Origin of the sequence: Chitinophaga fulva, assembly GCF_012927205.1 — a bacterium.
Taxonomy (GTDB): Bacteria; Bacteroidota; Bacteroidia; order Chitinophagales; family Chitinophagaceae; genus Chitinophaga; species Chitinophaga fulva.
In genome coordinates this window covers 1,883,557-1,896,583 of sequence record NZ_JABBGC010000001.1, presented here as the reverse complement: position 1 = coordinate 1,896,583, position 13,027 = coordinate 1,883,557, and the positions used below count along the sequence as shown (strand labels likewise).

The window sequence follows — 13,027 nt, the reverse complement described above, 5'->3', positions numbered from 1 at the left end:
TCATCATCTTAACAAGGTTACATTTCCTGTCTTATTGGCCTTGGTACCGTCAGTAAACTCGAGGCTTACCACGTAAGCATATGCGTCCACTGGTTGCACTGCTCCCTTAAACCTGCCATCCCAGCCTATTCTGGGGTCAGAACTTTCAAAAATCAATTGTCCCCAGCGATTAAATATCTTGAGGTTAAACTTAGTTGCTCCAAAAGACTTCACATAGAATACGTCGTTCATGCCATCGTTGTTGGGAGAAAATGCCGACGGCACATCAAACAACGGCACCACAATAGCACTCACCTGTTTGCAGACAGTATGCGTACATCCTTCCTGGTTAGCCGCGGTGAGGCACACGTTGTAGGTACCGGTTTTAAGGTACTGGTGCTGCGGGTTACGAACAGAAGTCGTATCGCCGTCGCCGAAGTTCCACAGGAAATGCAGCGGCTCCTGTCCCTGTGTTTGGTTAGTGAATGTAACGGGTGTATTCTCGGTAGCCTTGGTAGGATTAAAATCGAAATCAGCAATCGGTGGTGCTGCCACCAGTACCTGCTTGGTAACACTGTCCTTCTTGTTACAGGTATTTTCATCCAGCGCCAGTAGCTTCACCTTCCACAATCCCGGCACATTGAATTTGTGTAGCGGGTAAGGTTCAGTGGATTTGTCACCATTATCTTCAAATGTCCACACAAAGCTGTCACCGCCCAGTGAGGTATTATCCAGCTGTAGTTCTGTGCCCACACAAATCGTATCCGGCATATTAAACTGCGCAGTAACGTTAACGGCCACACGCAATGGCTTCGTAATGGTTTCGGGCGCGTTACAGAAGTTACTGTCTACCAGTGTGAGGCTTACATTGTAAACACCCGGTGCAGCGAATTTATGCGTATAGGGGAACTTGGACGGCCCCACATACTCCGGTTTAGAGCCATCGCCCAGATCGAAGATGAAAGAACTATCGCGGAATGCGCCTGCAGGCGTAGCATTGCTGGTGAAGACATAAGCCAGGTCTGCACAGGGCGGTTGCCTTTGTGCATCAAAATCAAACTTGGCTTCATTATTACCCAGTTTCACATCGATATAGGCGGTATCTGAACCGTTGCAGCTGGCGCGGTCAACTTTTACCAGCATAATGGTAAAAGTACCTGCCTGGTTGAACGTATGTTTAATCGTATCTTTTCCGTTTACCACGCTTCCATCAGGGAAATGCCATTCCCATCTTTCAGCCGACAGGCGGGTAGTGTCTACAAAGGTGATCTCACTGGGCACACAGAAATTTGATCTGCGGTTCAGCGTTTTGATACCTGCTTTCACCCCATCGAGGTTAAAGGCAATTTTTAAGGCGCCGTAGTTACATGCCGGCGGAGGTGTGCTGGAATATGCGCCCGGAGTAGTGGGATAACGGGGCTTGCTGCCGTTCTGGCTTACATTGCACCAGGCACAGATACCCTGATAGATCACACCGTTGCGATCAAAACGGCTGGTACCACCATCCACATGTTCATACAGACCGTTGCCACCAAACCAGCTGCCAAAGAGCTGAGCGGCAGCATCACGCTGCAGTACAAAGAAGTAGAAGTCCATACCATCTGTAGAGCTCTGAATAGCATTTTTCGCCGGCAGACCAAAAGTACCGGAGTTCGGGTAATGCAATGAGTTATTGATACCTCCGCCCCAGCCGGACACATACACGTTTTCGCAACGGTCCACCAGAAAAGCGGTAGGAGAAATAGACGGTGTAGAGGCCAGCTGACGCCGCTTGCCGAAGGTGGTGGAATAGACAAACCCACTCAGATCTGACTGCAACTTCACGATATACTGCAGCGAGTTATCATTGTAGTCACCGGGATTAAGCAGTTTGATGGGCCATGTCCCTTCTGTAGTGCCCATCGCATATACAAACCCGTTCTTGTCCAGTTGTATACCGTACACCTGGTCAGCCGAAGGATCATCGGAGCCGAGGTAAGTGCTCTGTAATATTTTTGTACCGTCGTTGGTGATATGGGTAATAAAGCCATCGCATACCCCACCGCGATAAGCTGGATAAATAGCGCCGGGAGTGACCGTAAAATTACTGCTGGCCGTACCGCCCGCCACATACAAGGTATTGAGTTTATTGAGCGCGATCACGTACGCTGCATCTTCTGCTGAGCCACCGAGATAGCTGCACCATACCAATGCCTGGCACAGTGGATTGATCTTCATGACCACTCCATCCTGTGATCCACCGAAGGTGCCCTGGAAAACGCCTGCTGTCACGGGGAAATCATTGGAACGGGTACAACCGGCCACATAGATGTAACCAGCATCATCGATCACCACTTCACTGCGTGCATCATCACCGTAGTTACGCAGCAGTACCCAATCACCGCCAGCGCGGTTTTCCCGCATATTAACGCCATCATCTGAACTACCTGCAATGATCAACGATCCGATCAGACCGCTACCAGTGGCATTGAGTTTGGTGACCACAATATCCCATCCGCCACGATTGGTTCCTTCCACTTTATCATAGGGATAGTTGGCAGAAGTCGTTCTGCCGGAAATCACCAGGTTGCCCTGTTTGTCCACAAATAAGCTGTGTGGCTGTTCCTGCCCGTCACCGCCAATATAAGTGGCATAAATCAGCCTCGTACCATTGGGGTTGAATTTGGAGATACCAATATCAAAAGTTCCACCATTGAATGCAGTCTTATAGGCACCGTTGGTAGTAGGGTAGCCAGCACCAAATACGATACCGCCGCCGTAGAAGTTGCCTGCATCATCATAAGTAGCGGTAAAACCCCAGTTATCTGCACGGGAACCGGAAACAGTGGAGAATACATATACCGGATCTATCACCAGCGGATAAGCAGGATCATATTCACCGGAAATCTTAAATCCCACCTTATTGCCATTCAGGCGGTAGGATACTTTTACCGGTACACGTTGGTTATTGATATACTGGTAAGCATATGGCAGTTGCTCAATAACATCGCCCACTGTGGTATGCACCAGCAGTTGTCCTTTTTTGATTTCCATACCGCTGGCGCCTTCGTATGATAACTGTACTTTATCAGGATTGGCGCCCGCTGCCACGATGATATCATATTTCAGTTGGGAGGCATCGGAGTACACATGTGCATCGATACCCGGGTACAATGATTTATACAACAGTCCCTGATAGGATTTCACATTGGAAGCCCATTTAGATCTGTCATTGCCGATGAAATAATTGCTAAGTGATTCCTGTGCCTTTTCCGGGATGATTTCGGGATTTTCGTTGGCGCCAATGAAGTTAACCTGATAAGCATGTCCTCTTACGTCCGGCAACCGGCGCGGTCTTCCCGGTGATGGTTCTCCGCTTCTGGCATCGGCCGCAGATTTGCCAACAGCACTATTTTTCGGCACTACCACGGCACCGGAATCAGCCGCTTCACCATGTCCGTGCATATATTCATACAGGTCATGCATGTCATCCTTGTTGTACAACATGAAAGTGAAGCCTGTTTTTCTCAGCCATATATCGGCGGTGCCCACGTCTGATTTATACAGGACCTGAGGGTCCCACTGGCCTTTATTCTCGATAAAGTTCAATGGGGTGAAATTGGTTGACTGTTGTCCCCGGGCGATAAAACCAGTAAACAACAGGAGGATCATCATTCCAATAAGGCCGCTCGGGAGGGTAAATTTCAACGGGATAAGATTTATTTTAATGCTAAAAAAACCAATATACATCTATAAACGCAGAAGCCCATTAAATTGTTACGGGCACGAGATATAATACCGCTGTCCTGACGATATGTTTTAGGGATTATATCATATATTCAGACGGTATAAATTAATAAACGTTAAAAACGTCAGGAAATTTTACTCCATTGAGATTTCCCGCGCTGAAGCGCTAAATATTCTTTTAAGCCTTGATTTTCAGGGAGGACGAGATCAGGATCTTCGGATAATATTTTTTCGGCGCTGGCGCGGGCAGCTTCCAGCACAGCCCTGTCCTGCACGATATCCGCCAGTTTGAAATCCAGTATCCCACTTTGGCGGGTACCTTCTATATCACCCGGCCCACGCAGTTCCATGTCTTTTTCAGAGATGATAAAACCATTGTTGGTTTGTACCATCACATTGATGCGTTCTTTGGATACCTGTCCCAGCTTACTGCCTGTCATCAGAATGCAGAAAGACTGTTCCGCGCCGCGTCCCACGCGGCCCCGGAGCTGGTGCAGCTGTGAAAGGCCGAAACGTTCTGTGCTTTCAATCACCATTACAGATGCATTGGGCACGTTAACGCCTACTTCGATCACCGTGGTGGCCACCATGATGTGGGTGTCGCCGGAAACGAAACGTTGCATATTGGTTTCCCGCATTTCCGCCGGCTGGCGGCCATGCACCATACTGATGTAAAACTGCGGTTCAGGGAAGAATGCTTTCACTTCCTCATAACCTTTCATGAGATTTTCGTAATCCAGTTTCTCGCTGTCTTCAATAAGCGGGTATACGATATAAGCCTGCCGGCCTTTTTTAAGTTCATCTTTGATGAAGTTCATCACCTGCGGGCGCTGGAATTCCGTGCGATGAACGGTGGTAATGGGCTTTCTGCCGGGCGGCATTTCATCGATCACGGACACATCAAGATCGCCGTAGATGGTCATTGCCAGCGTACGCGGTATAGGCGTTGCCGTCATAACGAGGATATGCGGCGGAATGGTATTTTTTTCCCATAGCCGTGCCCGTTGGGCCACACCAAAGCGGTGCTGTTCGTCTACGATGGCCATGCCGAGATTTTGGAACACCACTTCTTTTTCCAGCAGAGCATGGGTGCCCACCAGGAAGTGGATGCTGCCATCGGCCACACCGGCCAGTATTTGTTTGCGGGCTTTGCCTTTGATGCTGCCTGTCAGCAGTGCAATTTTCACGGGCATATGTTGCAGCAGTTCTGCCAGCCCTTTATAGTGTTGCTGCGCCAGGATTTCCGTAGGCGCCATAAGGCAGGACTGAAAACCGTTGTCTTTCGCCAGTAGCATGGTCAGCAATGCCACCATGGTTTTGCCGCTGCCTACATCTCCCTGCAACAGGCGGTTCATCTGACGGCCATGCACCGTGTCCATGCGGATTTCCTTCAGTACACGTTTCTGTGCGCCGGTAAGATCAAAAGGCAGATGATTGTTGTAAAATTCATTGAAAGATTCTCCAACGGCGCCAAACACGTAGCCATGCGACAACTTTTGCCGTTTAATTTTGAGGCGGCATATTCTGATCTGCGCGATGAACAGCTCTTCAAATTTCAGGCGGCGCTGGGCCTGATGCGCTTCATCTTCGTTACCCGGCAGGTGTATCTTGAAATACGCTCTGGAGCGGGGCATCAGCCGGTATTGCTGTAACACTTCCACCGGAATATTTTCTCTCACTTCTGCGGGAGACATCTGTTCGAGCAGAGCCTTTGTCAGTTTTCCAATAGCCTTTGCCGTTAGTCCGCGGGCTTTTAGTTTTTCAGTGGTGGAATACACCGGTTCCAGGTATTGTTTTCCTGACGCGATCTCTTCCGTCAGCAAGTCCATTTCCGGGTGCGCCAGCTGTGATACGCCGTTGAATACGGAGATACGGCCATATACCAGGTAAGCCACATTTTCGCGCAGGGATTTCTGCATCCACTGCCATCCCTGGAACCACACCAGGTCAATGACACCGGTTTCATCTTTGAAGGTGGCCACCAGTCGTTTGCCTCTGTTCTCTCCCACCACTTCCATGCGCAGGATACGTCCGCGTATCTGCACAAAATCCTCATAGCCGCTCAGGGAAGCGATCTTATCTATCTTGGTACGGTCCACGTACCGGAAAGGGAAATACTGCAACAGATCGCCGAAAGTATGTACGCCGACCTCTTTGCGCAGCAGCTCTCCTTTCTGCGGACCTACGCCTTTGAGATATTCTATTGGATTGGATAATATGGGTGTGAAAGTTGAAATAATAAACCGGTTTTAATGAGCCACGAAGATAATTTAAAAAGATTAGCGAAGATAAAAGCTGCTACAGCTTTCATCTTCGCTAATCTTCTATTTTTAGTCAGATCGTGAATTATTCCGCGTCAGCAGTTACTTTCCCTTCTACGAACTGTTTCATCCATTCAGTAGTAACGGATTTAGGTCTTTCGAGGGAGAGGCCCAGACCTCTGTCCCAGCAGAGGGAAGCCAGTACGCCCAGTGCGCGGGACACGCCAAACAGTACGGTGTAGAATTCGTATTCTACCATGCCGTAATGTACCAGCAATGCGCCGGAGTGTGCATCTACGTTAGGCCATGGGTTTTTCACTTTGCCCAGGTCCTGTAAAATCGGCGGTACGGTTTCGTATACGGTCCACACAATTTTCACCAGTTCATCGTTAGGCAGGTGTTTTTTAGCAAATTCCATCTGAGCGGTGAAGCGGGGATCGGTTTTACGCAGTACAGCGTGACCGTAGCCTGGCACTACTTTACCTTCAGACAGGGTTTTGCGTACATACGCTTCGATCTGTTCTTTGGTAGGCATGCCACCACCCAGTTCTTCACGCATAGCGAGGATCCATTTGATCACTTCCTGGTTAGCCAGACCGTGCAGCGGACCAGCCAGACCGTTCATACCGGCAGCGAAAGACAGGTAAGCGTCGCTGAGGGCGGAACCTACCAGGTGTGTCGTGTGTGCGCTCACGTTACCACCTTCGTGGTCAGCGTGGATCACCATGTAAAGGCGCATCAGTTCTTTGAAGCCTTCGTCGGAGTAACCCAGCATGTGTGCGAAGTTACCTGCCCAGTCCAGCATGCCGTTAGGCTGGATATGCTGGCCACCTTTGTATTTGCGGCGGTAAATGTAAGCAGCGATACGGGGAAGACGGGCGATGAGGTTCATCGTGTCTTCATACATGTAGCTCCAGTAGTCTTTTTTATTGATACCTTCAGCATAGGCTTTTGCAAACGCAGATTCTGTTTGCAGCGCCATGATACCTACAGTAAACATCGTCATCGGGTGAGTAGTGATAGGCAATGCCTCAATAGCATCAAATACGTGGTTGGGTACATGAGAACGACGTCCCCACATGCTGGATAAATACTGAACGTCTGCTTCACTCGGCAGCTCACCAATCAACATCAGGTAAAACAGCCCTTCCGGCAACGGTTCAGCACCACCTGGCGCTTTGGGTAAATGTTCCCTCAACTCTGGAATGGAATATCCGCGAAAACGGATACCTTCATTCGCATCCAGCAGGGAAGTCTCCGTTACAATGCCGGTAATACCGCGCATACCCTGGTAAACCTGCGCCAATGTTACGTCTTCAATTTTCTTTGTGCCGTGGTTCTTTACCAGGTCCTTTACTTCAACGTTAAGATCATCTGCTTTAACCTTGAACTTTTCTTTTATGTACCCCATTTTACTGCTATTGTTTATATAAAATGAAACAAAATCGATCAATTGTCAAAAGTAATGATTTGTTAACGAAGTTACCACCATTTAGCAGTATTTAATGTCAATTTAATAAGCAAATCACACCTACAGGACAGGAATGACAGGCAGGCACCCGACAACACAACACATATAAAAATCAATCACTTACAAATAAAAAATAAACCACACAGCATCGACGTTAAAGAAATGTAAATTTTTTCAGAACGAATTGAAAATATTGAAAGCATGGGCCTCAAAATTTCATTTTTGTATATCAGATTGGACAATTTTTGTTTATAGAAACAGAATTGGAAGCGGTTATAAAGCAGCGAGGAAATAAAGCCGGTTTTTTTTGCGCTCATGATAAAATGAAGCAGTTTTCACTCATCACGGCAGAAGCCGGGTATGCGCCAATTAAAAAGGGTCCCTCCTGAGAGAAACCCCGCTATAGAGCATAAAGTAACAGGCCAATACTTATGATCTATGAAAAATAAATAGCCTGACACATATCGTAGCCCAGGGCTTCAGCCCTGGGAATGGGGATTGGAATCAGGAATTGCATCATTTCGGTGCGCGACGGTACAGGTAAAGTGCCAATCCACCGAAGAGCACATTGGGTATCCACACGGCCACCAGCGGGTTTAAATCAGCTTTGGTACTGAATACGGTTGTGAACTGCATGAGGATGATATAGCTGGCGCTGATCACAATACCTACCGCCAGGTGCAACCCACTGCCGCCCCTTACCTTTTTAGCCGCAATAATGCCCCCGATGAGAGTCAGGATCACCACCGCAGCAGCTGCGGCCGTTCTCCGGTAATACTCTACCCAATAGGTATTCAGCCCTTCGGAACCACGGATGGCTTCCCGCTTGATATATTTACGCAGATCAGGCGTGGTCATGGCCTCCTGCAGGTTCTTCACCTCCAGCAGGTCTTTCGGGTTCAGGGCTATTTTTAGCATCGAATCCTGGCGACTGTACCATTTTTCCTTCAATCCATCCATATGCCGCACAGACACATAATCCAGTCTCCATACTTTTTTGGTGGAATCCCAGGTGATACGGTCGGCACGCAGCTTAACAGTCATCAGCTGTTTATCCACTTTTTCCATGGTAAAGTTGCTGCCGCTTTTATAGTTGGGGTCGTAAGTACCGAAAGTCACGTAGGTAAAGCTGTCGATACGGCTGGTACGGTCGTATTGCGACTGCTCATTGTCCGGCGTATGTATCCGGGTATTTTCAAAGGTGGTACGGATACGGTTGGCATTGGGCACCACCCAGTAATTGGCCAGCCAGAGGATACCGCCAAACAGGAACGCACCTACCCAGTAAGGGCGCAGGAAGCGGCGGAAACTCACGCCGGCGCTCAGGATGGCAATGATCTCCGACCGGTAGGCCATTTTGGAGGTAAAGAAAATAACCGAAATGAATATAAACAGGGGAAACAGCAATGCAGCGATATGCGGGATAAAACCAAAGTAATAGTCCACGATCACATCGTGCAGGGATATATGATACTTAATGAAATCATCTATCTTCTCTGTGATATCGATCACTACGGAAATGACCAGCAATATCATCAGGGAATAAATAAAAGTTCCAATGAGCTTGCGTAAAATGTACCAGTCTATTTTAGTCATGAGCCCAAAGATATTAGTTTATTTTATAGTCTGAACTTTTACAGTCGCGTTTTCAGTTGCTGTACCATTCCTGTTTTCCACGTAGCGAAAGTACCGGCCAGTATCTGGCGACGGGCTTCTTTTACCAGCTCCAGATAAAAAGCGAGGTTGTGGATACTCGCCAATGTCATGCCTAAGATTTCGCCTGCCACGAACAGGTGGCGCAGGTAGGCACGGGAGTAGTCACGGGTGGCGAAACATTCGCTGTTGGCGTCTATGGGATTAAAATCGGTCGCCCATTTCTTATTGCGGATGTTCATGACACCGTTCCAGGTAAAGAGCATGCCATTACGACCGTTACGGGTAGGCATTACGCAGTCGAACATATCCACGCCGAGGGCGATATTCTCCAGGATATTCCAGGGGGTACCTACGCCCATCAGGTAACGGGGCTTGTCTTCCGGCAGGATTTCGGTTACCAGTCCGCACATTTCGTACATCTCATTTTCCGGTTCGCCTACGCTCAAACCGCCGATGGCATTGCCTGCGGCGCCACGGGAGGCGATATACTCCGCGGATGCCTTACGGAGATCTTTATAGGTGCTGCCCTGCACAATGGGGAACAGGGTCTGTTCATGGCCATAGGCGGGCTGTGTGTCTTTCAGCCGTTGTATGCAGCGGTCCAGCCAACGGTGCGTCAGCTCCATGGATTTGCGCGCATAGCGGTATTCAGACGGATATGGCGGGCATTCATCGAACGCCATGATAATATCGGCGCCGATCGTCCGCTGGATATCCATCACGTTTTCGGGGGTAAACAGGTGTTTGGAACCATCGATATGGGATTGAAACACGACCCCTTCTTCCTTGATTTTGCGGTTGGCAGCAAGGGAAAATACCTGATATCCGCCACTGTCGGTCAGGATGGGGCGGTCCCAGCCGTTGAATTTGTGCAGGCCACCGGCCAGTGACAACACTTCCAGGCCCGGGCGCAGGTAAAGATGGTAAGTATTGCCCAGGATGATCTGTGCCTGTACATCGTCACGCACCTGGTCCTGGGTGACGGCTTTCACGCTGCCCACCGTGCCTACCGGCATAAAAATCGGCGTTTCTATGGTACCGTGGGCCGTGGTAATCTTACCTGCCCTGGCATTACTGCCTTTATCTGTAGTTATCAGTTCAAAATTCACGGCTCTTAATTTCAGCGTGCAAAGATCGGATTATTTGGGCATTTTGTTATTGGGTTATTTTGTTATTGGATTTACGGATTTTGGAATTTTTTGATGTAGAAATTTAAACCCGCGTACAACGATATACCATGATCTCCGGGGTATTCAAATTCAAAAATCAAAAAATTCCAAAATCCGTAAATCCAATAATTAAATAACCAAATTTTAAAATTTTAAAATTCCAGGGGTTTTTTATTATTTTACAGATAATAAAAATATTATATTTTTGCCAGCATTATGCTTGACAATCTGGGTGAAATTGCCTTATACTTTTTCGCTGCCATAGCAGGAATTCAAACGATATATTATCTGTTTGTCTTTTCCCGGGTAGCTTTTTATCGTCGTAAGTTTGACCTGGACCAAGCGCCTGGCGGCCCTTTTTCAGTGATCATCTGCGCCAAGGATGAAGAACTTAACCTGCAGAAAAATCTGCCGGGCGTATTACAGCAGCGTTATCATGTGCACCATAAACCGGAATATGAGGTGATTGTGGTCAATGATAACTCTGAAGATGATACCAAATATTATCTCCGCTCCATAGAGCCGGGTTATCCACACTACCGGCATATTGAAATCAAACAAGCCGCCAAATTCATTCCCGGGAAAAAATATCCGCTGTCGATAGGCCTGAAAGGCGCCCAGTACGATAATGTACTGCTGACGGACGCCGACTGTAAGCCGGGCAGCACCTACTGGCTGACTTTAATGAGCCAGGGGTTTGACGATGAAAAGGAAATAGTGCTGGGCTACGGCGCTTATCATAAAAAACCGGGCTTCCTGAATAAAGTGATCCGTTACGAAACCTTTTTCAGCGCCCTGCAGCACCTGTCTTTTGCCATGAGCGGCATGCCTTATATGGGCGTGGGCCGTAACCTGGCTTATAAAAGGGAGCTGTTCTTCCGGCATAAGGGATTCACCAGCCACCAGCACCTGGCCAGCGGTGATGACGATCTGTTTGTCAATTCCGCCGCCAACCGCAAAAATGTAGGAGTGGTCATCGACAAGCAGGCATTTACCTATTCAGAGCCGAAACTGAGCTGGAAAAGCTGGTTCAGGCAAAAAACAAGGCATATGTCCACCGGCAAACACTACCGCTTTGGGCATAAGTTTGTGCTGGGCCTGTTTTCCCTGACCCATTTCCTGTTTTATCCGGCCCTTATTTTCGCGTTGTTTTTCCCGCCGCCAATCTTGTGGTACGTGCTGGGCATCTTCGCCACCAAAGTGCTGGTTCAGTCTGTTATTACCTACTCCGCCATGCGCAGGCTTGATGAAAGCGATCTTTTCAAGTTCAGCTGGCTGATGGACATCTTCATGGTATTATATTATATCATCTTCACACCGGCGCTGATGTTTCGCTCGAAGAACAAATGGTAGGTCATCTACCTGAAATGATAACAGAATGGCGGAGATACTCCGCCATTCGTCGTTTTATAAGGGTCAATTCTTTACTTTTGCGCCATGGAGATTATTTTAAAGTATTTCAGCGATTTTACGCCTGCTCAGACACAACAGTTGGAAGCTCTGAAAGGATTGTATGAGGAATGGAACGAGAAGATCAATGTGATTTCCCGGAAGGACATTGATTCCCTGTATGAGCGGCATGTGCTGCATTCCCTGAGCATAGCGGCCATCGCAGATTTCCAGCCGGGCACCCAGATACTGGACCTGGGCACCGGCGGTGGTTTCCCTGGCATTCCGCTGGCCATCTTTTTCCCGGAAGTACAGTTTCACCTGGTAGATTCCATCGGTAAAAAAATCAAGGTAGTACAGGGCGTTGCGGAAGCCCTCGGCCTGAAAAACGTGACCAGCGCACATAGCCGCGTGGAAGAAATTAAAAACCGTAAATTCGATATCGTTGTATCCAGGGCAGTAGCCCCGCTGGCCGACCTCTGGCGGTGGAGCAAGCCCCTGCTGAAAAAATCAACTGTGCCCGGCAAGCAGTTTGAAAAAGGACTGATATGCCTAAAAGGCGGCGATCTGGCACAGGAAATCTCTGAAAGCGGCGTAAAACCGCGGTTAATAGATATTTATGATATTTTTCCGGAAGAAAGCTTTAAGGAGAAATACATTGTGATGGTTAAAAGCTGAGGAATAACCGCCATGAATGCCGTTTTTGTTGCCCCTGATATTTTTTTTACGAAAAATAAAATATCGTTTTTACTGTTTCGTCTTCCTTATTACGATGAAACAGTTGCTCCTCACAAACAGCATAATGGCCCAAGAGCAAAACGAACGCATACAGGCTACGGTAAAGCAGGAACGCAAGCGTTTACTGCACTTCATCCGTCAGCGTGTTAATAACGCGTCGGATGCAGAGGACATATTGCAGGACGTACTGTACCAGTTCACCGAATACCTGCGCCTCGGCAGCCAGATAGACTCCATCACGGGCTGGCTCTTTGCTGTAACGCGCAACCGTATCACCGACTGGTTCCGCAAGAAAAAAGAAACACCTTTCACCGACTTTACGCGCGAAATAGAAGGGGAAGAAGTCCTTTTTCTACCGGAAATCCTTGCTGATGAAAACTTACAGGCCGACACCCCGCTAACACGGAAGATCATATCGGAAGCTATTACACAGGCGATCGATGAATTACCTGCCGAACAAAAACAGGTCTTCCTGCAACACGAACTGGAAGGCAAATCATTTAAAGAAATGAGCGAAGAAACAGGCATCGGCGTCAATACGCTGTTGTCCAGGAAACGCTACGCAGTACTGTATCTGCGGGAACGGCTGGCAGAACTTTATCAGGAACTATTTAATAACTAAACAAATTATTCAAGAT

The 13,027-nt window shown here is 48.2% G+C and carries 8 protein-coding genes; 3 read left to right on the top strand and 5 right to left on the bottom strand.

Annotated elements, in window-relative coordinates; genetic code table 11:
- Positions 1 to 3 precede the first annotated feature (3 nt).
- The 5 genes from HHL17_RS07925 to tgt form a co-directional block, all read right to left on the bottom strand.
- On the bottom strand, positions 4 to 3,666 hold the full coding sequence (locus HHL17_RS07925; RefSeq protein WP_169224202.1) for a gliding motility-associated C-terminal domain-containing protein: 3,663 nt from the start codon (positions 3,664 to 3,666) through the stop codon (positions 4 to 6).
- Between the two features lie 164 nt (positions 3,667 to 3,830).
- Positions 3,831 to 5,909, bottom strand: a complete 2,079-nt coding sequence (gene recG, locus HHL17_RS07920; RefSeq protein WP_317166567.1) for an ATP-dependent DNA helicase RecG — start codon at positions 5,907 to 5,909, stop codon at positions 3,831 to 3,833.
- Positions 5,910 to 6,051: 142 nt separating this feature from the next.
- Entirely contained in the window at positions 6,052 to 7,377 is a 1,326-nt protein-coding gene (locus HHL17_RS07915) for a citrate (Si)-synthase, eukaryotic (RefSeq protein WP_169224201.1), read from the bottom strand.
- Between the two features lie 576 nt (positions 7,378 to 7,953).
- Positions 7,954 to 9,033 (bottom strand): LptF/LptG family permease, encoded by a 1,080-nt coding sequence (locus HHL17_RS07910; RefSeq protein ID WP_169224200.1) that lies wholly within the window; start codon positions 9,031 to 9,033, stop codon positions 7,954 to 7,956.
- Positions 9,034 to 9,071: 38 nt separating this feature from the next.
- Positions 9,072 to 10,202, bottom strand: coding sequence for a tRNA guanosine(34) transglycosylase Tgt (gene tgt / locus HHL17_RS07905; RefSeq protein ID WP_169224199.1), 1,131 nt, complete (start codon positions 10,200 to 10,202; stop codon positions 9,072 to 9,074).
- 276 nt (positions 10,203 to 10,478) lie between these two features.
- Here tgt and HHL17_RS07900 point away from each other — a divergent pair, with 276 nt between their 5' ends.
- The 3 genes from HHL17_RS07900 (at position 10,479) to HHL17_RS07890 (ending at position 13,011) form a co-directional block, all read left to right on the top strand.
- Positions 10,479 to 11,615, top strand: coding sequence for a glycosyltransferase (locus HHL17_RS07900; protein WP_169224198.1), 1,137 nt, complete (start codon positions 10,479 to 10,481; stop codon positions 11,613 to 11,615).
- An 84-nt stretch (positions 11,616 to 11,699) separates the two neighbouring features.
- Entirely contained in the window at positions 11,700 to 12,329 is a 630-nt protein-coding gene (gene rsmG, locus HHL17_RS07895; protein WP_169224197.1) for a 16S rRNA (guanine(527)-N(7))-methyltransferase RsmG, read from the top strand.
- 124 nt (positions 12,330 to 12,453) lie between these two features.
- Complete coding sequence (locus tag HHL17_RS07890; RefSeq protein ID WP_169224196.1) at positions 12,454 to 13,011, top strand: RNA polymerase sigma factor; 558 nt, start codon at positions 12,454 to 12,456, stop codon at positions 13,009 to 13,011.
- Positions 13,012 to 13,027 lie beyond the last annotated feature (16 nt).